General features: G+C 43.7%; 20 protein-coding genes. 14 read left to right on the top strand and 6 right to left on the bottom strand.

The features are described from left to right. Window position 1: 1 nt before the first annotated feature. Window positions 2-2,335: a mechanosensitive ion channel domain-containing protein gene (locus OQY15_RS04205; RefSeq protein ID WP_265788121.1), complete on the bottom strand. Its 2,334-nt coding sequence runs from the start codon at window positions 2,333-2,335 to the stop codon at window positions 2-4. A gap of 478 nt (window positions 2,336-2,813) precedes the next feature. On the opposite strand from OQY15_RS04205, the gene OQY15_RS04200 reads away from it, so the two are divergent. Both OQY15_RS04200 and OQY15_RS04195 read left to right on the top strand, forming a co-directional pair. After that, window positions 2,814-4,427 (top strand): response regulator, encoded by a 1,614-nt coding sequence (locus OQY15_RS04200; protein ID WP_265788119.1) that lies wholly within the window; start codon window positions 2,814-2,816, stop codon window positions 4,425-4,427. A 142-nt stretch (window positions 4,428-4,569) separates the two neighbouring features. Then, window positions 4,570-6,090 carry a right-handed parallel beta-helix repeat-containing protein gene (locus tag OQY15_RS04195; RefSeq protein ID WP_265788117.1) on the top strand — a complete coding sequence of 507 codons (1,521 nt, stop codon included), beginning with the start codon at window positions 4,570-4,572 and terminating at the stop codon, window positions 6,088-6,090. 43 nt (window positions 6,091-6,133) lie between these two features. Here the strand turns inward: OQY15_RS04195 and OQY15_RS04190 are convergent, their stop codons facing one another. Beyond that, window positions 6,134-7,033, bottom strand: coding sequence for a beta-1,6-N-acetylglucosaminyltransferase (locus OQY15_RS04190; protein ID WP_265788115.1), 900 nt, complete (start codon window positions 7,031-7,033; stop codon window positions 6,134-6,136). Between the two features lie 127 nt (window positions 7,034-7,160). Here OQY15_RS04190 and OQY15_RS04185 point away from each other — a divergent pair, with 127 nt between their 5' ends. The 10 genes from OQY15_RS04185 to OQY15_RS04140 all read left to right on the top strand — a co-directional run bounded on the left by OQY15_RS04185 (window position 7,161) and on the right by OQY15_RS04140 (window position 19,556). Next, window positions 7,161-8,291: an acyltransferase gene (locus OQY15_RS04185; RefSeq protein ID WP_265788113.1), complete on the top strand. Its 1,131-nt coding sequence runs from the start codon at window positions 7,161-7,163 to the stop codon at window positions 8,289-8,291. A 476-nt stretch (window positions 8,292-8,767) separates the two neighbouring features. Next, on the top strand, window positions 8,768-9,508 hold the full coding sequence (locus tag OQY15_RS04180; protein ID WP_265788110.1) for a polysaccharide biosynthesis/export family protein: 741 nt from the start codon (window positions 8,768-8,770) through the stop codon (window positions 9,506-9,508). A 31-nt stretch (window positions 9,509-9,539) separates the two neighbouring features. Then, entirely contained in the window at window positions 9,540-11,870 is a 2,331-nt protein-coding gene (locus tag OQY15_RS04175; RefSeq protein WP_265788108.1) for a tyrosine-protein kinase family protein, read from the top strand. Next, on the top strand, window positions 11,870-13,414 hold the full coding sequence (locus tag OQY15_RS04170) for an MATE family efflux transporter (RefSeq protein WP_265788106.1): 1,545 nt from the start codon (window positions 11,870-11,872) through the stop codon (window positions 13,412-13,414). The genes OQY15_RS04175 and OQY15_RS04170 overlap by 1 nt, the downstream gene beginning before the upstream one ends. Before the next feature lie 7 nt (window positions 13,415-13,421). After that, window positions 13,422-14,186 carry a glycosyltransferase family 2 protein gene (locus OQY15_RS04165; protein ID WP_265788104.1) on the top strand — a complete coding sequence of 255 codons (765 nt, stop codon included), beginning with the start codon at window positions 13,422-13,424 and terminating at the stop codon, window positions 14,184-14,186. Beyond that, window positions 14,183-15,523, top strand: coding sequence for an O-antigen ligase family protein (locus OQY15_RS04160; RefSeq protein ID WP_265788102.1), 1,341 nt, complete (start codon window positions 14,183-14,185; stop codon window positions 15,521-15,523). The genes OQY15_RS04165 and OQY15_RS04160 overlap by 4 nt, the downstream gene beginning before the upstream one ends. 14 nt (window positions 15,524-15,537) lie before the next feature. Beyond that, on the top strand, window positions 15,538-16,599 hold the full coding sequence (locus tag OQY15_RS04155; RefSeq protein ID WP_265788100.1) for a hypothetical protein: 1,062 nt from the start codon (window positions 15,538-15,540) through the stop codon (window positions 16,597-16,599). Continuing rightward, window positions 16,596-17,438, top strand: coding sequence for a glycosyltransferase family 2 protein (locus OQY15_RS04150; protein WP_265788098.1), 843 nt, complete (start codon window positions 16,596-16,598; stop codon window positions 17,436-17,438). The genes OQY15_RS04155 and OQY15_RS04150 overlap by 4 nt, the downstream gene beginning before the upstream one ends. A 19-nt stretch (window positions 17,439-17,457) precedes the next feature. After that, a complete protein-coding gene (locus tag OQY15_RS04145; protein ID WP_265788096.1) occupies window positions 17,458-18,387 on the top strand; it encodes a glycosyltransferase in 930 nt (309 codons plus the stop codon). Beyond that, window positions 18,387-19,556, top strand: coding sequence for a glycosyltransferase (locus OQY15_RS04140; protein WP_265788094.1), 1,170 nt, complete (start codon window positions 18,387-18,389; stop codon window positions 19,554-19,556). Before OQY15_RS04145 ends, OQY15_RS04140 begins: the two co-directional genes overlap by 1 nt. A 19-nt stretch (window positions 19,557-19,575) precedes the next feature. Here the strand turns inward: OQY15_RS04140 and OQY15_RS04135 are convergent, their stop codons facing one another. Both OQY15_RS04135 and OQY15_RS04130 read right to left on the bottom strand, forming a co-directional pair. Then, a complete protein-coding gene (locus OQY15_RS04135; protein ID WP_265788088.1) occupies window positions 19,576-20,964 on the bottom strand; it encodes an exopolysaccharide biosynthesis polyprenyl glycosylphosphotransferase in 1,389 nt (462 codons plus the stop codon). Continuing rightward, on the bottom strand, window positions 20,961-21,752 hold the full coding sequence (locus OQY15_RS04130) for a WecB/TagA/CpsF family glycosyltransferase (RefSeq protein ID WP_265788086.1): 792 nt from the start codon (window positions 21,750-21,752) through the stop codon (window positions 20,961-20,963). Before OQY15_RS04130 ends, OQY15_RS04135 begins: the two co-directional genes overlap by 4 nt. Window positions 21,753-22,207: 455 nt before the next feature. Between OQY15_RS04130 and OQY15_RS04125 the strand changes: the two genes are divergently transcribed. After that, window positions 22,208-22,498: a hypothetical protein gene (locus tag OQY15_RS04125; protein ID WP_265788084.1), complete on the top strand. Its 291-nt coding sequence runs from the start codon at window positions 22,208-22,210 to the stop codon at window positions 22,496-22,498. Here OQY15_RS04125 and OQY15_RS04120 read toward each other — a convergent pair. Next, entirely contained in the window at window positions 22,495-23,355 is an 861-nt protein-coding gene (locus tag OQY15_RS04120) for an AraC family transcriptional regulator (protein ID WP_265788082.1), read from the bottom strand. The genes OQY15_RS04125 and OQY15_RS04120 overlap by 4 nt on opposite strands. Before the next feature lie 79 nt (window positions 23,356-23,434). Between OQY15_RS04120 and OQY15_RS04115 the strand changes: the two genes are divergently transcribed. Continuing rightward, entirely contained in the window at window positions 23,435-24,379 is a 945-nt protein-coding gene (locus tag OQY15_RS04115; RefSeq protein WP_265788080.1) for an NADP-dependent oxidoreductase, read from the top strand. Window positions 24,380-24,406: 27 nt separating this feature from the next. Here the strand turns inward: OQY15_RS04115 and OQY15_RS04110 are convergent, their stop codons facing one another. Next, window positions 24,407-25,747, bottom strand: a complete 1,341-nt coding sequence (locus OQY15_RS04110) for an ankyrin repeat domain-containing protein (RefSeq protein WP_265788078.1) — start codon at window positions 25,745-25,747, stop codon at window positions 24,407-24,409. Window positions 25,748-25,757: the final 10 nt, after the last annotated feature.

The raw sequence follows: 25,757 nt of genomic DNA, 5'->3' as shown, positions 1-25,757 counted from the left end.
ATTACAATAACTTGATCCCCGCTTCATTAAATCGTGGCAGCAACAGCTTGAACAGATCACTTTTGAATCCGGCTTCGATATAAATATTATTGATCCATACTAGCACTTTCAGTTCAATACTGTCGGCGCCAATGGCATTGACTAATATCTCAGGCTTCAGCTTGCCCACGGTACTGGTTTTTAGCTTAAGTAACTCCTCCTCAACGATTTTTGATACGATATCCAGGTTATCCAGGGTAGTAATCTTGAAGGTCAGTTCTGTCTTGATATAATCATTCGTCAGCGTCCAGTTGACCAGTCGCCCGGACAACAGATCCCCATTGGGAATAATCACATCAGAACCCTGTGCCGTCAGCATGCGGCTGGAGCGGATACCAATGTCCTGCACTTTACCTTTTTTATCTGCCAGCTCCACATAATCCCCGATACGGAAAGGCTTTTCAAAAATCAGGATGATCCCCGATACAAAGTTATTGATGATGTTCTGCATCCCCAGACCAATACCCACACCAAATGCCCCAAGTACCACCGTCAGTTTATCCATCGGAACCCCTGAAGCTGCCATGGCCATCAATACGCCCAGTAAGATAATAATCAGACGGATCAGCGCAAGCTTGGAACTCTTGTGTTCCACCTTTTCTTCAAACTTCATCTTGCTGTCGCCAAAAAGCAGTCCGATGTACTTCTGCAGCACGTTCGTCACATATACAATCAGTGCGAAAAAGAGAATATTACCAAAAGAGAACTTGATACTTCCAAATACTCTGCCCTTTGCCAGAACCACCGAAAGCAAGTCTAGCAGTCCATTGGCAATGCCCAGGTTAACGAGGAATACGATCCACCACAGCGCAATTGATAACCAGGTGAAGAACTTTCTGAAGCTCATACTGGCTTTGCCCGTATTAATCCTGGAGAAGATCCCCTGTGAGCAGGAGCTGACCTTCATCTGCAAGTCCATCGCTTCCATGCAGATCTGCACAAAAATGAGCAGTCCGATTGTTTGCGTCAGGCCGATAATAGCAGTAATACTGAAAACTTTAGCAAGAGTAATACGTCCAAAAACATTGAACAGAACTGCCATGATATTAAAGCCGAGATAAATAAAGGCTACCATTCTAACGAATCTGGTGGTCAGCGTAGCCTCCCTGTATCTGCGGTATGCGATTATTCCATAATATACCGATCCTACATTGATCAGCATCAGCACAAGTCGCATCCAAAGGGCGTCATTGATCATTGCACTTGCCGATACGATGACGATATGGAGACCCACTGCTACAAACCAGAGCCTCAGATCGGGCTTATCCAATCGTGTCCAGAAACGGAGCGACAGGATGACCAGCAGCACAAACTGGATCATTTCTATGTAGAACGATGGCGCATCGGGCTCAAACAGCGGTACTACCAGCAGCATCATCACCAATGTTACAAATATCGGCACTGGTCTGATATGCTCATAACTGAGATCTCCGATCAGCTTATGTGCTGCCGGATCCGAAGCCTTCTGAAAGTTCTTCCGTATCCATAAAAAGAAAATGAGTCCTGTGAGCAACAGCAGCGTCCTGTTATCCCAGGTAGAGCGGATAAAGTACGCAAGGATTTTATTTTGTCCCTGATAAGTAGTGCGCAGCAGTTCGCCGATGCTGCTTTCGAGACTTGTGGAGGGGGCCGACCAGATATACGGTGACTCGCGGCGTACTTCATTCATACCCGTATTTCGTAATCGTTCTGTAGTATTGTTCTGCAGATCGGTTACTAAAGCATTGGCTGCCGCTACATCTGCCAGCAAGCGGCTGACAGTATCCAGTCTGAGATTTACTTCTGCACCGGAACGTTGTAAACGCAGTCGCAGTGCAGAAACCTGACCGCTGTATAATGCACGTGCAGTAGTATCATCCGCACTAACCGTCATCAGTGAATCATCGCTGAGGGTGATGATCTGTTTTGACCATTTCTGTAGTTCCGCATTGCGTTTACTGAGGTCTTCCTGCCATTTCTGTAATTTGTTCTGCGCATCTTTTAGCAGCAGCTCATAACTCTGCAGACTTTTTTTATCGATGGTACTGGCTGTATCCTGCAGATCAGTTTTTACGGGGTCGAGATCCCCATTCAGCGAACTGAACTCTTTTCTGATGCGTTTCACATCAGCAGTCTTTTCATTCACAGCATCAATCTGATTAACGGTAGACTGTGCCGTCTGAATCTTAAACAGGAGCGTATCCGGAATGGTGCTTGAGCTATCGGCTGCGGGAGTTGCCTGATTCTGTGCATTCGCGCTGTTGAAAGTAAACAGGAGTGATAGTATCAGCAGAAAGGAAGGATATCGTAAATTCATAGAATAGGTTTTCGCCTTGATGTATTAAATCCATGTTGTCACAATAACTTCGCCAATACACATTTGGCTGGAATACGTTTCGGTTTGAAAAATCATTATGCCTGCCTATCGTGAAAATACACTTATTTGTGTTTTGTGTGCTTTTATTGATCATTAAAGGCATTTTATTGCCAGGATTTAGTGGAGTATATTACGACTGAAACCTAAACATTATACCGGATGGAATACTCTATTTCTTTCGTATGGATTATTGGACGGTACTGCATGACTGCAAGGACTGAAAACTGCACACTATATATAGATGTAAAAGAGCTCTTTATCTAAATCTGCAGAGCCTGTCTCATGTAAGTTGTAATGGTATGATGTTTGTCACTTAGAAATTAGCCTGATTTATTTACGCATAATCCTGTTATACAATGTTGCCGGATCACAGCTGGCGAACTGAAACCTAAACCTGATATAAATTCCTAAAACGATTATGCTCTCCACTCTGAAACCTGTTAATATTATCATTGTAGATGACAGTGTAGACAATCTTGAAGTCATTAAAGCAGTTCTTGAACGTCCGGGTGTAAACATTCTCACCTCTGATGACCCTACAGAAGTTTTGGATTTATGTATTTCTTCAGAAATCTCCATCGCTTTGATTGATGTAAAGATGCCTGTCATGTCTGGGTTTGATCTGCTGAACCAGCTAAAGGGAAACCCTCTGACTGAAAATATTGTGGTGATTCTGATGACTGGTTATTCTATGAGCAATGACGAGGTTTTTCATGGGCTGAGCAATGGTGCAGTAGACTATCTTTTTAAGCCGCTGGATATGCATATCATGACAGCTAAAGTGAATTCTTTGCTGACCATGGTACATTACCGCAGGGACATTGAGCAAAAGAATAAAGAGCTGGAATATTTTCAGAGCGATCTTTATCTCGCTGTGGAAGAGGCAAAAAGAGGAAAGATTATCAAAGAGAATTTTCTCGCCAATATGAGTCATGAGATCCGCACTCCGCTAAATGCGATTGTAGGGATCGCCAATCTGCTCAAGACTTCGGGGCTCAATCCTATACAGCTTAAAATGATGGAGCTGATGGATTTTTCATCTACGGCATTGCTGGGCATCGTAAACGATATTTTGGAGAGCTTTCAGATTGATGCCGGAAAGATTATACTGAAACCAGAACCTACGGATATCACTGAACTTTTTATTACAGTAGCCGATGCCATGCGTCCCCTGGCACAGGAAAAAGGTTTGGTGCTTGGCTATACCATTATAGGAGAGCTGCCGCCAATGATTAAGGCAGATCCTTTGCGAGTGAAGCAGATTTTGATGAACCTGATCAACAACGCGATAAAATTTACTCAGGAGGGCCGGATTGATTTGTCATTGAGCGCCACTGAAAGCACAGTGTCAAATGTGGAGCTACAATTTAAGGTGAAGGATACGGGGCCTGGAATTCCTGAAAGCGCTATACATCAGATCTTTCAGCGTTTTGAGCAGCTGGAGGACAAAACCTGGCAGAAGTTTGGAGGTACCGGACTGGGCTTGTCCATCGTTAAGCGGCTGGTAGAATTAATGAACGGCAAAATCGAAGTAGACAGTGTGCTCTGTCAGGGTACAACTTTTTCTTTTACAGGATCATTTGAACTCAGCGATGAAGCTATTCCGGTAGATATTACACACCAGAAGATCTCTCATCATATCTTACAGGATTTTCACAATGTGACTGTGCTGTTGGTAGAAGATAACAAGATCAACCAGTTTGTTGCCGTTAAGATGTTGCAGAACTGGAATGTGAAAGTGGATGTAGCTGAGAATGGGCTGGAGGCACTTTACAAACTGAAACTTAAAAACTACGATCTGGTTCTGATGGATACACATATGCCGGTGATGAACGGGATAGAGGCAACGCAGAAAATCAGGCGTGAAATGCCTGCACATATCAACAGGATCCCGATCATTTCTTTCTCAGCCTCAGTAATCGAGCATGAGAAAAAAGAAGCTTTGGACGCAGGAGTAAATGATTTCCTGGAAAAACCATTTCAGCCCAAGATGCTACATGAGAAAATATCCCGTCTGACGGGTTATCAGTAGCGGATATTCTGCGTTTTCATTCTCTGAAGTTGTATTTTAGAAATCTAAAACAAAGTTTGCAATTCTGTGTCGTACAAGAGGTTAGGTGCTTATTTTGGCGTTAATCAGAGTAATGGTCATCTTTACTCACAAATCTTGTCTTATGCATATACCTCTTGTAACCTTTCAGAAACTTCAGTACAGCTTTTTGTTGGCGACCATTGTGATCAGTCCACTTTTGATTTCCTGTCATAAAGACATTCCTACCAATGAATTGCAGACCTCACCAGGAGTGATGGCGGTAAGCAACACTGCCTCGGTTCAGAATCTGGTGACCGGAAGTGTGATCAGAGAGTTGTGGAATAACAACCCTGGTAACGACGTTGCCCAGATCCCCTTGCAAACCACCCCTTCAACGATCACTCCCCTTACTGCGTTGCAGGTGCCCGTCAATTCCGGGGAGAACTATGGAGAACGGATCCGCGGGTATATTGTAGCGCCCACCACAGGCAGTTATACCTTCTGGATCTCTGCCGATGATGCTGGCGAGGTGTGGTTGTCCACAGATGCCCAGCCATCCAATAAAGTCAAAATTGCCTATACCCTCAGCTGGAGCAGCAGCAAGGAATGGACAAAGTTTGCTTCGCAGAAATCGAAGCCTGTTACCCTTCAGGCAGGGCAGCAATACTATATAGAAGTATTGCACAAACAGGGTGGAGGCGGAGCAAACATGGCAGTGCAGTGGATGTTGCCGGGTGGTGTTATAGAATCTCCGATTCCCGGCAGCAGGCTCGCAGCTTATACAGCTACCGAGGCTGCAGATCCCGCTTATACCAATTCCAGCGTGATCGATTTATACGGGCAGCATGATATTACTATTAACGGTAAAGCAATAAGCGGAGGTTCGGCACCATTGATCAAGCTGACCAATTGTTATAATATCAAAATTACTGGAAACAAATTATCAAATGGTACCAATGTTGGTATTTACTTATACAATTGTGAAAACATCACGATAGAAAACAATTTCTTCACCAAAGTTAGTACAGGGGTTTATGCCGATCATACTAAAGGTGGCATTGTGGTCAACAATAACCAGTTCCTGAATATGCAGGGCCCCTTTCCGCGTGGTCAGTTTGTGCAGTTTAATAATGTGAAAGGCGCCAGCAGCTCAATCAGCAACAACAGGGGCGAAAATATCATCGGACAGAGCTTTGCTGAAGATGCCATAAGTTTGTACCAGAGTGAAGGTACAGCCAGCAGTCCGATCAATATTAAGGGTAACTGGATCCGTGGTGGTGGCCCTAGCGCCAGCGGCGGTGGAATCATGCTCGGAGATCAGGGCGGTGCTTATCTTTATGCTTCTGAGAACATTCTCGTTGACCCGGGCCAGTTTGGTATGGCCGTTTCAGGCGGTCACCACAATACCATCATCAACAATTCTATTTATGGGAAGCAGCAGTCGTTCACTAATGTGGGCCTTTATGTGAATGACATTGGCGGCTTTAAAACCTCAGATCTGAAGGTTACCAATAACAAGGTCAGATATTATAATAAGGACAATTATCAGAATAACGCATGGCTATCGCCAAACAGTTTAAAACCTGAGGGCTGGGATGCGAATCAATGGGGTGCAAACCTGGATCCGTCAATACTGCCGCAGGTGATTATTACCAAAAAATAAAAAAGGCCGGCCCAATGGGCCCGGCCTGAATTTTTTCTCATCTCTATTGCCTGGCGCTGAAATTGGTTTTGTTTAACAGTTGTTCATCAATCAGATCCAGGATGGTTTCATCTGCTATTCCTTCAAATTTCCTGGCAAAAAGCGAATTGGCCCGTCCAAGATCAGTCAAATCCCGGGGCGTTAATACCTCAGGGTGTGCATTTTCCAGGTTTTCCCACTTGATGTAGCGGAGGTTATCCTTGCATATTCTTTGTTTAAGCTGTTTATCTTGAGAGTTTAAAAGGATGATCTGGAAGAATAGTTCATCAGGTGCAAAAGTGAACTTATGAAACTCTACATAGTCGGGGTGCTTTCTGATAAACTCAATAATATAATCCAGCGCATACATATCGATCGTCCACCATTGTGATCCGCAATAAGGAACCAGGTTTGGAGGCAGTTTCCTTGCAAAAGCAGGAATATAAGTAGATAACAGATTCATCATCTGAGAACATACCAATGATATCCTGTCTATACCAAAAAAATACTTTTGATAGCGATAGGTGCCACCGGATTCCCACCTTCGGTAATTAGGGAGGGTAAAGTAATCCATAAAAACTCCATATTCTGAATTTTCCAGGAATTGATCGATCTCTGCGTTGCTTTTGATCGGGTAATCCTGTCCGCTCAGTAAACTGATTGCTTTAAAGTCGATACCACTACTTTTTACTTCATATAGTGCATTCAAGGTAACCTGGGCGAGGCTAAAGCCACCCCATGAGGTTGCAATGCGCTTAATCAATGTTACCTGTTTACGTTTGGCTAATACGGAATAGTTGCCAGGTAGTTTGGTCTTGAGGTCGACATGTATATAAAACCAGGAGTTGCCGTCATCCAATCGGTCAACCAGTCGCAGGAGATGATCTAAATTCTTGTGTGCCAGAATTATATACGCTTTTTTCATTTGTTTTCGCTGGAGTATAACAATATAAACGTTTTACCGCATAATTGTTTTAAGTATTTGAATATATTTTAAGGTATCAATGCTTTTACATGAGCTGTTCTGGCCTGATTTTTATCTTTTTTTATACATGCAGGGAAACACAGGTGCTATTCAGCCGGAGAATTTATCAGTAGCGCCATCTTTTGAACCGGCTCTGCTCAGAAAAAACAACTATGCTTTTGTAGACTGGATCAGAATGATCAGTATGGTCGGTATTATTTGGGCACACACGCCGGGATTTGCCGGTGCTGAGAACTATTTCATGCTTGACAATGTACCTGCCTACCTGTTCCTGATGGACTTTTTTAAATTTGGTGTCATTTGTTTTTTTATGATCTCTGGTTTCCTGCTGGCAGGCAAGATCCACCGGGAACCGCCACTAGAATATTTCCTCAGGAGGTTTTACGCTACCTTTCTGCCTTACATTGTTGCTTTTAGCGGTGTTGTTTTGCTCTTTGCATTTAAAACATATGTCCTGCAGATGGCTGGCGACCTTACTGTGGGTGAGTATATCATAGATATGTTCCTTAATTCTGCTTTGTGGTTTCTTCCAAGCTACTGGCTGTCGCTGCTCGTTATTATCTCCTGCCGCAGGTTTCTTGATCATAAGTATTTTGGCTTGTTACTGTTGAGTATCACGATGGGGCATAGCTGGTATTTTGCTTATTCGTCGAATGCGCAGTCGCACGTACACGCGCTGTTTGCGTTTATTCTCTACCTGTGGCTCGGTTACTATATCGCAAGGGCCAATCTAGCAAGGTATTTCCAAAAGATCAGTGTAGCCACGCTGGTTGCGGGTCTGGTGCTGATGTATATTCTTTGTTCACTGGAGTCTGTAGCCATGTGGCGTAATGGTTTTAAGGAACCGCTCAGCATTTTACGCATCAGCAATCAGTTTTATTCTGTACTTGCTTTTATCACGATGATGCGTGTGTTTCAAAAACCTTTGGTGTCGAAATGGCTGAAGCCCCGCAGTGAAACCTTCGGCATCTACCTCTACCACATGTTTCCTTTGGCTGTACTGGTTTTCCTGTTAAAGATCCTTTCCAAATTCGGTATTAATACCTACAGTCTGCATACTCCGGTATTTATTGGCTGGTTCATTGTTAAATTCATCTTTGTGTACCTTTTCACACTGATTATCGTTAAAGTATTGCTGCGTATAAATTTTGGCTTTTTACGTACAACGGAGAGTACACCTGTAGCTGATAAAGTGTAAAAGCCTTACTATGTGTTGTATTTTGCTCAATTAGGTAGTCCCGTACAGTAAATGCTACAACCACGGTATTGAGTTTTTTTTGCAAAAAGATCTAATTTCCGGAATACGGGCTTAAACTTTATTCCTTTCAGGAATATTCGTTCATTGTAGTTATTTTTTTTCCTGTGCTGATAGTTTATCAATTTTCTCAAAATTGCTCAATCGGGGGAATTACTTCCGAAGATTTTCTTCGGAGAAAAACATCTTTTAGGAATATGCCGTCCTGAATGCCGTTAAACGCATTATTCTTAAAAAATATGCGTTTTTTTAATCACCCAGCAGAGTATTGGCCGAGAATAGCATAATTTTTGAACCGGCGAAAAAAGGCCTGATTATGGCATGGGTAGTTGCATAAACTAATTCTACCGATGTTCAAAGGAATCAAAATTAGCGCTCGCGGAACGGCGCTCTCACTTTTAGTGATTATCTGCTCTCAAATGTTACTGAGTTCTTGCTCAACTTCTAAAAAGACAGTTTACTTTAACGATCAGCAGGATGCTATCCTGAAATCTGCAAATCTTCCTTCCAAAAACGTGATTCAGGCCAACGACCTGCTGAGTATTGCAGTTACAAGTTTAAATCCTGCAGCGACAGAAATATTTAACAAACCAAACAATTCCTATGTGAGCAGTACCGGTTTGGGTGGGATCAACCTGACCTCTCCTGGATATCTGGTAAACGAGCAGGGGATAATCCAGTTCCCGGTTTTAGGTGATCTGAAAATCGCTGGTCTTACTACCAATGAACTTCGTTTAAAAATTACCAATGAACTGGTTAACAGAAAACTGTTGGTAGACCCAATTGTCATTGTACGCCAGCTGAATTTCAAAGTCTCTGTACTTGGTGAGGTTTCACGTCCATCTGTTGTAAACGTACCAAGTGAGAAAATCTCCCTGCTGGAAGCCCTCGGCCTTGCCGGTGATATCACAATTTACGGAAGGAAAGACAATGTGATGATCATCAGGGAAGAAGATGGCGTTAAAAAAATCAAAAGAATCAACCTCAACTCCAGCGAAATCTTTGAATCAGAGTACTATTACCTGAAATCAAATGATATCGTATACGTTGAAACAAACAAAGCAAAAGTTGCAGGGTCTACAAGGACATCACAACTGTTGCCTATTATATTAAGCGCACTCTCATTTGGTGCAATCATTATTGACCGCATTGCGCGATAAGTAAGGATGCCCGTTATTTAATCTAAGAAGGATGAAATTGATCAGAAAAACTTCAGAGCCGCAACAGGGGACAACAGAGCAGGGAGGAAACATGCTTTTCAAGTTATTGCCATACTGGCCAATGTTCGCCATTTTGTTTGCCGTAGCCATTGGCTGTTCCTGGGTGTATTTGAAAATGACCGCCCCGCTCTATGAAGCATCGGCACGTATCATGATAAATGAAAAGAAGGGTGCCGACGAACTGAAGTCGGACGCTCCGATGCAGATCACAGCTCCAAAAAAGACCATCGACAATGAGCGTGAGATGATCATGTCAAATCCTATTCTGTACAAGGTAGTGGAGAACCTTTCCCTGTATGCTCCGGTGTATACTAAAACTGCTCTCTCCAAAGAGATCGCCTACCAAAATTCTCCGGTACAAATTGTTGCCAAAGACCCTAAATCGATTAAGTCTTCTGATCCTGTAGAATTTACCTTCGCACAATCGGCTGTCACTATCGATGGAAAGAAATATCCGCTCAACACCTGGGTAAATACACCCTATGGTGCGCTGATGTTTATGATGAACACAAAAAACAAAAACCTGCACAGTAATGGGAATTTCTTTTTTTCTCTGATTCCGGAAAAGAAAGCTGTTGCTAACCTGGGTTCAAGAATAAAGGTTACAGAAGCCAATAAACTTTCTACCATTCTGAGTGTGACGTTAATGGATGAAGATCCTGCAAGGGCTGAAGACATTCTAAATGATGTACTGAAAGTTTACAATGATGCTGCAATTGATGAGCAGAATAAACTGGCGGCAAATACCATGGACTTTATTAACAAGCGACTGTCGGGTGTACAGAGTGAGTTGCTTGCGATCGAAAGCAACCTGCAGGACTACCGCAGTGTGCAAGGGGCCGTGGATGTTGGTACACAAGGGAAATTGTACCTGGAAAATGTAAGCAATAACGATCAGAAGGTTGGTGAGATTAATATGCAGTTGTCTGTGCTGGATCAGGTAGAACGCTCGGTACGTTCAAATGACCTGTCCAATGGGGTAGTGCCTTCTACAGTGGGGGTGAATGATCCCGGGCTAACACAGATGGTGAAAAACATTTATGAGCTGCAACTGAATGCCGAAAGTCTGAAAAAAACTACAGGAGAGAATAACCCGATGTATGTATCTTACATCGATCAGATTGATAAAATTAAACCGCAGATTGTTCAGAACCTGCGTAACCAGCGCGCCAGCCTTGAGGCCAGCCGTAAAAATCTGTCTTCTACTACGAGCAATTACTCTTCGGCACTTCAGACGATGCCTGAGAAGGAGCGTAAAGTGGTAGATATCAGCAGACAGCAGCAGATAAAAAGCAATATCTATACTTTCCTGCTGCAGAAAAAAGAGGAAACAGCTTTATCCTATATTTCTAATGGTTCCGGAAGTAAAGTGGTAAACAATGCGGAATCTTCGGAATTTCCCGTAAGCCCAAAAAGGAAAATGATTTACCTGGCCGCACTTTTTGGTGCAGGAATCATTGGTCTTGGTTTCGTAACAGCTAAAGAAGGGATGCGCAGGAATATCATGTTCCAGAGTGATATCGAAAAGTTAACTGCTCTGCCGGTGATCGCTGAGATCTCTACAGATAAAGCCAACCGCGCTATCGTGATGGGAGGGCAGCAGCGTACGCTGATTGCCGAACAATTCAGAAGTTTGCGTACTACATTAAGATACCTTGGCGTGAGCACTACGAATAAACGCGTAATGGTGACTTCGGCAATCTCGGGCGAAGGAAAAAGTTTTGTGGCGTCCAACCTGGCAATCACATTGGCCATGACAGGCAAAAAGGTGGCTCTTTTGGATTTCGATCTGAACAATCCAACGTTGCACCGTAAGTTTAATATCAAGCAGTCTGTAGGGATTACTGAATACCTGCAGGGCTCGATCACTGCAGAAGAGGCGATCATTCCTTCAGGGCAAAACAGCAATCTGTCACTACTGCTGACCGGATCATTGCCTGATGACCCTTCAGAGCTGATATTGAGCAGCAAAACTGAGGCATTGCTGAACTACCTGGATGAAAAGTTTGACTATATTGTTGTAGACGTACCGCCAGTTGGACCGGTATCAGACGCTTATACTCTGGCACAATATTGTGATGCAACACTGTATGTGGTGCGTCATGCCTATACTCCTAAGGCATTTGTAGAACGTATCGACGAAAATATTAAGCTCAACAACCTGCCCAATCCTGCAATTATCTTTAATGCTGTAGCTCCACGGGGCTTTGGCAAAAATAATTATGGATATGGTTATGGCTCTGGTACGGTTTACGGGGGTGCATATGATCAGAAACGAATTAGTATCGACAGCGGTAAATAATGAACAAAAAAGTATTAAAGTGGAACTTTGTTTTTCAGTATGGATATGTGATCACCAACATCATAAATTCTGTCATATTGCTGCCGCTTTACCTGAAAAGAATTGATGCATCAACACTGGGTTTGTGGCTTGCCACAGGAAATATCCTGGCCTGGATGACGCTTGCTGATCCCGGAGTAGGAGATGTACTGCAACAAAAGATTGCCCAGTTGCGCGGAGAAAGTGCAGACAGGGAGATTGGGCTGACTATAGGCTCGGGTTTTTCGGCTTCTGCCTGTATCCTTGCCATATCAGTGATTGCGGGTTTTATATTTTACTTTCTGATCGGTACCATCATCAATAAGGATGTATCAAAATATGATGGACTGCAGGTGGCTTTGCTGGTGTCTATCATCGCCACCGGCATGTCGCTGGTTTCTTTTAGTCTTTCAGGCATGAACCAGGGACTGCACAATTCTGCCCCTGTGGCCATAGGTTCTTTGACAGCCAACGTATTGTTCCTGATTACGAATGTCATTCTGTTGTATATGGGCTTCGGGGTGATCTCTATTGCTGCATCCAATCTGGTGCGCTCGCTCTATATCAATGTATTTAACTTCGCAGCGCTGAAAAGGGTGCTCAACAGGGAAAAGTTGGAGATCATCTTTAGCGGCAGTCATTTCAAAAAGTTTATCAAAATCTTCTCCTTTACCTCCGTATCGCGGATTATCGGGGGATTTGCTGCAAGTATGGATATGATTGTGCTGGCCAGGTTTGTGAACCCGGCAATGATCACAGTCTTTGAGATCAACAAAAGGCCAATCCAGATGACGCAGTCGCTCATTGGCAGGCACTCTGTGGCCCTGATGCCGGTCATTTCACATGCAAATGGTAAAGGTGAAACCGAAGGGATCAAAAACCTGATCGACACTCAGTTTAAATACTATACCTATGCGGCAATATTTATCGCCATGTGTTTCGTCTTCAACTACCATAGTCTGATCACGGCATGGACGGGTGAAGGTAAATATGCGGGAAACCTGGTGGTATACCTGTTGATCGGAAACTTTGTGTTCTACCTGATGGGTTATTTTATGGCCAACATGGGCTATGCGCTGGGAGATATCAAGATGAACAGCTTTATCAATATCCTGAAAGGTATTGTATCAGGTTTGCTGTATTACTTCGTGACTAAAGCCTACGGACTGATCGGATTGCTGATCACGATGCTGACGCTGAATATCCTGATCGATTTTATCTTTTTCACAGTGAGGCTCTATAAGCTGGGTTTCCTGAATATGAAGCTGATGAGCCGCTCGCTGATGTTATGGGGGATGATCATTCCACTTTCAGCATTGGGTGGCTGGGGATTCGGGCTGTTGTATAATACGGTTGTTCCACCGGAAATGCTGATCATCAAAATCCTGCTCAATGGGGGTAGTTTTACTGTGTTTTTTGCAGGGTTGATCCTGGCATTGGATCAGTCGCTGAGAAATGATGTTACATCGATGTTATCATCGGTTTTCAAGATAAATTTTAATAAACAAAGTATCATTAACCAATAGTAGATCTATGGCTAAATTAGTAGTTATGCTCCGTGTAAAGGACGGAATGTTCTTCGTTAAAGAATGGTTAGACTGTTTCGAGAAACTTGCAGATGAAATCGTAGTGCTCGATAATGGATCTACTGATGGCACTTACGAGGCCTTAAAGGCACATCCGATGGTGGTGGATATTGTGCGTACCGAAGGCTATAATGAGGGCAGGGATAAAAATCTGATGTATGAACGTGCGCGTTTACGCAATCCTGACTGGTGCCTCTGGCTGGATATCGATGAGATCTTTGAACCAGGACTTACGCGTGCTCATTTTGATAAGCTCATGAGCAGCAAGATAATCAATAAGTTTGCTTTCCGCAGGTTCCATTTTATTGACCGTGAGCATTTTGCAGGTTCATGGTACCGGTTAAACTATTCTTCAGGTCATGACCGCATTATGTGGCGTGAACATCCCGACGGACATTTTCAGAATCTGATTATTGATTCACCGAATGTAAAGGGGATCAAAGGGTTGAAGAAGGGGACTAACTTCCGTCTGAAACACCTGGGATATATCAACAAAGAGCTGGTAGATAAAAAAGCAGAGATCTACAGGGCGATCATTCCCGAAAAGGAGGATATCTTCCAAAGTATGTACCTGAATGGCGAAAAAGCAATCCGTTGGGAAGACGACCGCAACAGCCTGAAGGTGATCATGCTCAATAACTTGCTGAGCACAATTCAGCTGACGCATATCTTTCCTAAAGTATTCCGCAGAATAAAGAAAATGATCGCATGAACCGCATAGTAAAAATATTCAACTATCAATTTTATGTGAAGGAGCTCCTTGTAGTATTCTTCACCTATCTGCTGATGGAGAATATTTTTTCCTGGATGGTGATGCCTGTTTCCGTGATCGTACTGATGTATGAGAAACTGCTGAGCATTGCGATCTTTGGCTTTGTACTGTACAATTTCCGTAACCTGAAAAGGAACGAGCAGATTTACATTGGCCTTATGACTTTTATGCTGGTACGGCTGGTATTTGACTCGATGATCAATTACGGATCGGTCTTTCAGCAGCTGACGATGTTCAGTGTGCTCTTTCCTATATGTTACGTGATTTATATCAAGGCGGTATGCCGCTCTCTGGACCTGGACCTGCTGGAGTTTCTGGCCAAGTTTTACCTGGTGCTGTATGTGGCCTTTATGGTGGTGTACGGAAGGGGTTTCTCCTTTAGCCTCGAGCAGGTGACCATGGATGACTATGGGCCTTTCTCGGGCGACAGCAGGATTATCCATGCACGTTCGATCTTTATGATGATCCTGCCGCTGCTATGGTACCTGCATCAGTTCCTGAAGCAGGGAAAAATGAAATACCTGGGGATTTTTATCTTCTGCTTTGTGGTGATCCTGATCCATCAGCATCGCTCGGTTTGGGCATCTGCCTTGTTTTCTCTCGGTGTTTACCTGCTGATGAGTATCAGGAATAACCTGCTGGGAATGTCAAAACTGGTGAGAACGGTTATCGGTGCGATCATCCTGCTGGCGCTGACAGTGTTTGTAGTGTCGCAGGTTTTCCCGGGCTTCCTCGACTTTATGGGCGAGCGCTTCAGTGAGATTCTTGACCCCGCAAGGGAGGATGGAACGGGTAAATTCCGCGACGATCAGCGACGTACCTACTTCCCGATGGTGCTGGAGAGGCCTTTCTTTGGATGGACCTTTGAAGGTTTTGAAATGAAAAACCCACTGGTAGACTGGTGGCCGGAGAAATCGGGTCAGCATTTCCACGAGGGCTATATGGAGATGCTGTTTTACCATGGCTTTTTTGGCCTTATCCTTAAATATTTTTACCTGGTTTACCTGGGCTTTAAAGCCTTCAGCAAAAGGTTGAGCCAGGAATCTATCATCCTGATTGCCTTCTCGCTGGCAGGATTACTCTTCTCGTTCAGTTATGTGCTGCCATTCGTTTTCTGGGGTCATGTAGGGCTTTGCCTGTACTATCTGGAGCGTGTGCCGGAAGCTGAAAGTGAGGAGCCCGGGGAAGCAGAAGAGGTGGAGTTTGAAGAGCTGCATCCCCGTCATCAGGTAAACAGAAGAAGAATTAAAGACTACGAATTATCAAACCATAACTAGATCAACTCAGAACTATGAATTATATATGTACCTGGCTATGTGCGGATGTAAAAGGTGAAGAAAGTATTTACCCGCAAACCGGTGAGAAATCATCAGGACAAAAACATCAGAATATCTACTGGCGCTGTCTCGTTTTGTTCTATGCTACCAGCAAACGTTTTAATAAAACACAGAAACATCTGCTTTTTACCAATGTGAACGTATTACCCGAGGTGGATGGCAAAAGTGTGCAGCATATGCTGGATGAACTGGGTGTGGAGGTAATCTTTACCGACTTCAAATACAAGACCCCAAAGGGTTATTTCAACTTGTTCCAGAACCAGTTCTATGAGTTTTCTATCCTGGAGTATATTGTGGGCCATAATAAAAACCCGGAGGACAAGTATCTGATTGTAGACTCTGACTGCATTTTTACAAAAGCTGCGGATGAGTTGTTCTCAGAGGCCGAAGCCAACAACGGCTTTATCTCTTTTGAAGATGCCTGCAGCACTGAGCTGGTGATCCACGGACTGAGCAGGGTGGATATGAAGCATTTGTATGAAGATTTATCGGGCGTAGTGCTGGACGAGATCCCGGGTTACCACCTCGGTGAGTTTTTCCTGGCGAGCGTAAAAAATATCAATACGATTTTCAGCGACTTCCTGGAGCTTTGGCCGGAATTAATGCGCAGACATACGAAGGGGCTGCCGAAGTTTAACGAAGAAGCACAAACGCTGAGTTATATCTATCACAAAAACGGTTTCAAGGCAAGTCCGCGAACGGATCTGCTGAAACGGATCTGGACAAATCCTGTGTTTTACCGCAACGTGGAGAAAACAGATCCTGAGGTAACGATCTGGCACCTGCCTTCAGAGAAAACATACGGACTGGCAAGGTTATATGAAACGCTGGTGAATACCTCGGCCGATTATGGCATGGCTCTCTCAGATAAGGCATACCTGGATACAGTAAAAACTACGCTGGGCATCCCATACCTGACATTGAGTATGCGTCTTGAATATTATGTACTGAGTTACTACCGGGCGCTGAGAAAAAGGGCCAAGAAGATTAAATTTTTACCAAAAGCTGCATTATGACTATAGCTGTATTACTGGCCACCTTTAACCGGCGGGAGAAAACGCTGAGCTGCCTCGAAAGTCTCTTTGAGCAGGCTTTGCCCGAGAATGTTGAAATCACTGTTTTTCTAACGGATGACAATTCTTCTGACGGTACGAGGGATGCATTGAGAGAGAAATATCCGGAGGTGAATATCTTTAAAGGTAGTGGCAGTTTATTTTGGGCAGGGGGAATGCGCAATTCCTGGACTGAGGCGCTAAAAGCTGATCCTGATTACTACCTGTTGCTCAATGATGATACGCTGCTGGAAAAAGACGCGATTATTAAATTGCTGCGCTATTACGATGTGTATGGCACTGAGCCCAATGCGATTGCTATAGGGAGTACGATTGATCACGACAATGAGATCTCTTACGGTGGCAGACTCTTGTACAACCAGAAGAAAGTACAGAACTACACGGCATACAGCGAAACGGAGTATGTAGAATGTGATCTTGCCAATGCCAACATTATGCTGGTCCCACGCGAGATCGTGGAGCAGGTAGGTATCCTGTCAGATCGTTATACGCACAGTATTGCAGATTTTGATTACACCATGAAGGCGAAAAAAGCGGGCTTCAAAGCCGTGGTGATGCCTGGCGTACTGGGCAGCTGTATTGATGACCATGGCAATAACTGGAAAAGTGGCAAAGCCACACTGAAAGAAAGGATAAGCTACCTCAAGAGTCCCAAAGGACTGGCCTACAAGGAATATATGGGTTTTATCAGACATCATTTTCCCACGCATGTGCCTGAGGCTTTCGTTAAGCTCTGGATGAAAACACTATTCCCGGTGATATGGGATAAATTCAAAAGATAAGGTAAAAGATTATATAAGGATGGAAAGATCGATTATTATAGGGGTATTTTGTTATAACAGGGCTGCCAAGCTTAAAACCTGTATAGAAGCATTGCTGAAAAACCCGGAGTGTGCTTCAATGGATATCGTGTTCTTTAGTGACGGCTATAAAAAGGAAGCTGATAAGCAGGGGATACTGGAAGTGCGTGCATATATCGACTCGCTGACGGGATTCAGAAATGTGATTAAACACTACCGCGACCGTAATTACAGCACGGGACCAAACTTTCAGGAAGGATTAACTTTTCTGAGTCAGAATTACGATGAGTTTATCGTGGTGGAAGACGACCTGGTTGTAGCACCCAACTATATCAAGTACCTGATGGATGGGCTCGACTTCTATCGTAAGGACAAGTCTGTGTTTTGTATCACGGCCTATGTTTTCCCTATCACGAAGGAAAAAACTTATCCATATGATACGATCGTTTACAAACGCTTTTGCTCTTATGGCTGGGCAGGCTGGGCAGACCGCTTTGAATCGGTGATTTGGGATAAAGATCAGCTGCAGCATATGATGGATACTTCACCGGGCTTCAAAAAACGCATGAACGCTGAAGGTTACGACCTGGTACGTATGCTGAAGAAGCAGATCTCGGGGGTAATTTCTACCTGGGATGTGCAACTGCAGGCGCATGTCGCGGAAAACCGCCTGAAGGTGATCTATCCTACATTATCCAAGGTGAGTAACATTGGGTTTGATGAAGAATCAACGAATACTTATGGTATCAACTACCTGGTGACGCCGATTGATAAGGGAGTAAAGAGAACGTTTGCCTATTGCAAGGGCGATTATATTGTTCCGGAACTGCAGGCACAAATCAAAAAACCTTATGGACTTAAGGCGCTGGTTACGCGTAAGCTGATCAATGAATTTATCCGCGTGACCAACAGGGTTAAAAAAGCGGGTTAATGAGGATACTGGTTGTCCATACGTATTACAAGCTAAAAGGGGGCGAGGACAGTGTGGTCGCCAATGAAATTGAGCTGTTGCGCGCTGCCGGAACGGAGGTGGAGCAGCTCAGTTTCAGCAACAGCGGATCAACGTTGCTGAAACTCTTACAGGTACCATTCAATTACAGTTCCTACCGTAAAACCTTACAAAAACTGCGTGAATTTAAGCCGGATGTGGTGCATATCCATAACCTGCATTTCAGCGGCTCTGCCTCGGTAGTGTATGCTGTTAACAAGCTGCACATACCAATGGTGATGACGCTGCACAACTATCGTTTGTTGTGTCCTTCGGGATCTCTGTACCACAATAACGATTTTTTCCTGGATTCGCTGCAGCCTGGTTTCGCCTGGCAGGCCGTAAAACAGGGGGTCTACCAAAACTCAAAAGCGATCACATTCTGGATTGCTGCTTCGATGTATCTGCATGAACGTCTGGGTACATGGGGTAAGATCAATCAATTTCTTGTTCTTGGAGAACACTCCAGACAATTATTCAGCCATTCTAAATTTGGGCAGTTTGCGGATCGTATTGTAGTGAAGCCCAACTTCTGTTTCGCGCCCTCAAACGATTTGGAAACTATAACACCCTGTCTGGGATCTTCCTATCTCTATGTAGGCAGGCTTACAGAAGAGAAAGGCCTCCCTGTTTTGCTGAAAGCATTTGCGTCCTCAGGATATCAGCTGGATATCGTCGGTACTGGTCCGCTGGAAGAGATGGTAAAAGAGTATAGCCGCAATCATGCAAACATTCATTTTCATGGTGCTCAGCCCCAGGAGAAAGTTTATGAGATGCTGGAAGCTGCTGCGGCGCTGATCTTTCCATCAGTATGGTATGAAACCTTCGGAATGGTCGTGATCGAAGCTTTTTCGAGGGGCGTTCCGGTAATTGCGTCAGATCTGGGCAACATCAGAAACCTGGTGGAAGATGGTGTTAATGGATTGCGCTTCAAATCGGGTGATCCCGAAGACCTCAGCAGCAAAGTACAATACTTTGATCGGCTGCCCGCGGCGTTGAGGGAAGAATTTTGTGAAAATGCCAGACAGTCATATCTCCGGCAATATTCACCTGAAGCAAACGCGGTTCAATTGATGAAATTGTACCGCAATATTGCTCCAGGTGCTGATTAGTCCATAGGTAAAGGGAATATCAGTAAGCGTTTTTATCGCCTTTGAAAGTGACGTATATAGTCATCATCACAATTTTTATATCCAGCCAGATATTCCAGTTTTCAATATACCAGATATCATGCTCAAGTCTCTGTCTGAGTTGACCGGGTTGTTTGATTTCTCCGCGGTGCCCGTGTATCTGTGCCCAGCCCGTTACTCCTGGTTTGGACAGATGACGCACCATGTACTGATTTTCCATCGTAGAGAAATCAACGGTATGCTTTAACATGTGCGGCCTGGAACCTACTATTGACATCTGGCCCATGAGTACATTGAGGAACTGAGGCAATTCATCGAGGTTAGATTTCCTTAGGAATCTGCCCACACGTGTTGTCCGGTCATCGTTTTTGGTTACTTGTGCTACTGCGCCATCTGCATTATTATGCGCCTTGAGGCTGCGTAGTTTCAGACAGGAAAACTCTTTGTTATTCTTACCACTGCGTTTCTGAGTAAAAAATACCGGTCCCGGAGAGTCGAGTTTGATAATCAGTGCCAGTATCGGCAGCAGCCATGATAAAAGGAGTACACAGATTGCCAGGCTCATAATCACATCAAAGATGCGTTTTTTCACCTGAGCAGTATGGTATTCCATTGGCTCAGAACGCAGAGAGAGAATAGGCATATGGTCGATAAAATCGACATGCACCTTGCGGTCGATAAATTTGCGCAAGTCGGGCACAAACCGGAACCTGATAAAATGTTTTTCAGCTTCTTCTGCCATCTGATAAAGTTCTGCCGAATTTTCTGGTGATAGCGTGCAATAGATTTCCGAAATCTGGTTATTGACCGCAAAATCAAGGCAATCTTTAATATCTCCAAGAAAGGGATAATCCTGCTGATTAAAATCTTTAGGATTGTAATCAAAATACCCCTGTATTCTTACATTCTGGTTATTGTTATAGATCATACCGATCAGAGAACGTGAAATTTCATTACACCCGATAATCACTACATTGGTATAAAAGCGGCTGTTTCGTGAGTATAATACATATGAAATCAGTAACAGACGGCTGATCAGAATGAATGTACTGAAGCCAACCAGCAGACAGGTGATAAAGAACCAGTCGTAACGGAAGTTTACCAGCGCTGCGAAAAGTATAACCGATATACAGAACAAAACCAGCGAATAGCTGGTTCGCATGGAAATCACTTTTAGTTTTACATTACTGTAGATGATATACGTTGCCGTCACATAAGACCATACCAGCCAAACCGCATTAGCGGCAAGATATAAGATCGTATAACTTTTCATGTCCGTCGAGGGCATATCTTCCAGCCTGGAAAGCAGCAGGAGAAAGATCACGTTGAGCGAGATCAGATCTGCCAGGAGAAAAACTATCCTGTACAGATTGGTATACCGGCCCCTCATGATGCCTTCGTGACTTTGAACTCATTTTTCAGCGTCATCTCTTTCATTTCAGGGATAGGATCGCCATTCTTCATTTTGTGCTTTAGGATGAGGTACAAATAGATAGGGCCGAAGTAGAGATATCTGCGCCACATTCTCTTTGGTTCGCTGATCAGTCTGCCCAGCCATTCCAGCTTCAGATTGATCATCGTGCTGCTCGGACGCTTTACGGTACCAGCATAAAAGTCGAAAACGGCACCGATGGCACAAATAACCTTTGCATTAATGGCTTCTTTATGGTCATGTGACCATTTTTCCTGTTTTGGGGCAGTTAATCCTATAAATAACACATCAGGAGCAAAGTCATTGATGGCATCTATCATATCTTTATTGTCCTGCTCGCTAAATTCTGTCTTAAAAGGTGGCGAGTAAAACGCAGCCTGAATTTCAGGATACTCTTTGTCCAGATTAGCTTTAATTTTATCAAGTGTTGCCGGAGAAGAACCCAGATAAAAACACTTTCCTTTCTTTTTTGCCAATGTGGCTAAAAAATGATCATGTAATTGGGCTCCAGATATCTTTTTTATCTTTTTACCAGTCAGAATACGCTCTGCCATGACGATTCCTTCGCCATCCGGCAGTAACACCTCAGATTCCTGTAATGCTTTTTTAAAATTCGGGTCGCTTTCAGCAATACAAAATGAGTATTGGTTGATGGTATTGATTACCGTCTTGCGCGTATATGATAAGTCATTTAAGATCCCAGTATAAAGGTTATAGTCGATTCCGTTAGCGTTGATGTTTTTCATAGTGATGAGGTCTAGTGATCACATAACTGCAAAAAGGTGACCAATGATACGCTAAAAACATACTTAAAACCCTTGTGAATGAGTATGTTAATGGTTTTTTATGTTTGGCACGGCATGTTTTTACTCCTTTAGGGAATATACGGGAATGTAATTCCCCAATTGTGATTAAATGGGTATGTTGTGATATGTAATTTTATTTCTTACAGTGAACGTTAAAGTGGTATTAATCCGCGGTTTTAAATAAATCTGTGTTGCGCTATTGTTTTGGCATCATTATATATGGTTACATATCATAGGTTTGAGTATTAGTCATGACCGATTTATGCGATGGAAATATTTTCAAATAAAGTGTGGACCTTTATCTACAGTTTCTTATATTTGTTTGCATTCATTACAGTTGTGCGTTTTATTTTTAACAATTTTTAAGAGTGTTCTCAATCCTGACATTTACCATTATGAATATCATCATGACTACTTCCGGATACATTTTACGCCTCAAAGATTTGATCAGCAATAAAATAATGAATTTGGTTGGTAACAACCAGAATGAAGTAGCATCCGCTATGTCGGAGAGCAGTAGCCTGACAGAAGAAACTGCCTTACATGCATTACTGGATCAGGGGAAATCTTTTCGTGAAGCTGAGTTGATTATAGCGACGATTAAGGAGTGGGACCTGCCCCTGGAAAGTGTTTTTACCATGAGCTTTGAAGTCCATGGAGATTCTGTCTGGATCAAAGGAGACTAAACAGCAGTACTCATTTTATTGGCTAGTATAGCTTTCCGGTAATCAGTGGGGCTGATGCCTTTCTGATTCTTAAAAAATTTATTCAGATGACTCTCATCTGTAAATCCCATTTCCACAACTATTTCATTCATCCTCTTGTCACTGTGCTTCAATCTGTGCTCAATAAGTGAGCTGCGGTAATTGTTCAGATAAGACTGCATGGTTTGGCCCGAGTGTTTTTTAAAGAACTTACCCAGGTAGTGTTCAGATATTCCAAAATGTTCGCTAACCACAGAGGCACGTGTTTTTCCGGGATCAAATATATTACGCTGCAGGTAGTTTAAGATGTCTACTATTTTCTGATCAGAACTCATATAAACCTGCTCAGGGAGGTATTTGGCAATATTGCGGGCAACAATCACGATGATGGTGTTAACCAGGTGTTCCGTAATCTCCCTGTCATAGATGTCCTTGTTCACTAACTCCCGCAGTAACGCTTCCACCATCGGTTTTACTAGTCCTTTGTCCGACTGGTTTTTTAATATACAGCCAGGTTTGTGATTTGCATTATGCAGAATGTATTCAAGCCGCGAAACGTTTTCCACCTGCAATGCCTTTGACTTGATATAGATGTCATTGAAACGCAGGAAAAAGAACTCAGTAGTTTCGTCTATTTCAAACGAATGGCAGTCCTGAGGTGTTATCAGAAACAAATGCCCCGCATGATAGTCAAACTTAAACTGGTTGATGCACTGCCGGCCTTTGCCTGAAATGATATAAACCAATTCAAAAAAGCTGTGCTGGTGCTCCGATTTATTATATTCGTCAAGCGTTTCAAAGCTCACTGAAAAGGGATGATAGAGATGTTCACTGCGCATGGGACAAAGGTAAGTGCAATAACCGATTTGTACAACATGTGTGGGTATAATTGGTATAACTTAGTTAAATTAGAAAGATATGAAGGCGATAATAATAGAAGTACCCGGTGATCCGGAAGTCTTGAAACTCTCTGAACAACCTGTTCCGGAGCCAGGAAAAGATGAGGTACTGATACAGGTAAAAGCCATCAGTATTAATCCCATCGACTTCAAAACCCGTAAGGGGGGTGGAGCTTTTGGTATGCTGAAAAATGACGACCCCATCATCCTGGGTTGGGATGTCGCCGGAGTAGTAATCAAAATGGGAGCCTCGGTTGTGGATTTTGAGATCAATGACGAGGTATTTGGTATGGTTAATTTCCCGGGACATGGCAGGACATATGCCGAGTATGTAGCAGCACCAGCTTCACATGTGGCATTAAAGCCCTCAAATATCAGCTTTGAGGAGGCTGCGGCAACTACGCTTGCGGCCTTAACAGCATACCAGGCACTATATACCAAAGGAAATATTTCTGCTGAAGATAAGGTACTCATCCATGCCGCGGCGGGCGGGGTAGGGCATTTTGCCGTACAGCTGGCCAGGATCGCCGGAGCCTATGTAATTGGTACAGCCTCTTCAAAAAATGCGGAGTTTGTACTTGGTCTGGGGGCGGATGAACATATTGATTATCATGGCGAAGATTTGGAGAACAAGGTAACCGGTATCACGCTCTGCCTGGATGCGCTGGGTGGTGATAATATTCAACGGTCCCTGGAGCTGATGGAGAAAGGGGGAAGGCTGATCAGTATCCCCTCAGGAAAGAATGATACCGTGGAAGAAGAAGCCAATGCCTATGGAGTTGTAGGTAGTGTTTTTAAAGTTGCCTCAAACGGAGCGGATATGAAATTACTGGCCGGCTGGCTGGAGAGCGGGAAGCTTAAGCCTCATATTTCTGCTGTCTTAGCCCTTGAAGAGATGGCTTTGGCGCACGAAAAAATAGAGAGCGGCAGGACTGTGGGCAAGGTGGTAATTACGGTGCAATGATCAATCACTGCACCGCTATAACATCATTTATCCTCTGAGGATCTTCTGCTTTTCTGTTTCAAATTCCTCCTGTGTGAGTATACCTGCATCCAGCAGATCTTTGAGATCCAGCAGTTCCTGTTTTTTATTACTAATGGATGCAGCAGCGGGTTGCTCCGTCGCAGGGGCGGTAGCGAATACCGCATTGGCTTCCTGTGATCCGGATGAAAGCAGGAGGGCAGTGATTTCATTAAAGCCTTTGATGTTGGAATAATCAATGGCCTTTTGTTCCTTCACATTGACCACTGCAGGGTCTGCACCATTATCAATCAATAATTTAACTATATCCTTTTTGCCATTGGCAGCGGCGTAATGCAGGGATGTATTACCACTCTCATCCTGGATGTTTACGTCGGCACCATTTTCGATCAGCAGTTTTGCCAGACTCAGGTGCCCGTTTTTAACCGCAACATGCAGCAGGCATTCACCACCATACTGGTAACTGTTATTGAGAGAGAAATTTCTGTCGGCCGATAAGTCGTTCGCCGTCTGCACCCAATCCAGATAGGAGTTCATAGCATCGTCGTCATTGGTGAGGGCTTTGCTATAATTTACATCCATGCCATTTTTAAGGAACAGGCTGACAATCTCTTTTTGATTATGATTGCAGGCATACCAGATTGGTGATAAACCATTGTTTGAAGAAACCGTAAGATCTGCACCCTGCTCAACTAATAGTTTGATAACCATATTATTGTTTTGATAACAGGCCAGCAACAGCGGGGTTTCTCCTTTATGGTTGGCATGATTAATATCTGCAGCCTTTTCTAGCAGCAAGGAAATAACGGCAATGCTGCCAGATTCTACGGCAAGGAACAGGGAAGTATTCCCGGCTTTATCCGTCGCATTTACTATAGCACCCATAGCTAGCAATTGGGATACGGTATTGATATTCTTGCTCCTTGCTGCATACATCAGGGGCGTACGTGCATCGTTGTTTTCCTGGTCTACATTCAGGCCGGTTTTTAGCAATTCTGCCATCAGCTCCTGCTGTGCCATTTTTGCGCTGAGGTGTAAGAGACTGTTTCCCTGGTGATCCCTGATATCCGTTTTTGCTCCCTTTTCCAGCAAGTACATCGCCGTCTGTTTCTGCTTCTGCAATGCCGCGAAAAACAAAGGGGTTTCTCCATTATGATCTTCATAATCGATATCAGCGCCAGCTTCAATCAGGGAAGTAACGATATCTAAATAGCCCCTGTGTGCGGCGTAGTGTAAAGCAGTTCTGCCTTTTTCATCAGCATAGGCCACATCTACTTCGTTATTCTTTAATAGTATTTCCGCAATTTTCCTCTTGCCCGCTTCACAGGCAATAATAAAAGACATCGACATAGGGTTCAGG

This window comes from Pedobacter sp. MC2016-15 (assembly GCF_026239695.1).
Classification (GTDB): domain Bacteria; phylum Bacteroidota; class Bacteroidia; order Sphingobacteriales; family Sphingobacteriaceae; genus Pedobacter.
This window is presented reverse-complemented; position numbering and strand designations above follow the sequence as displayed.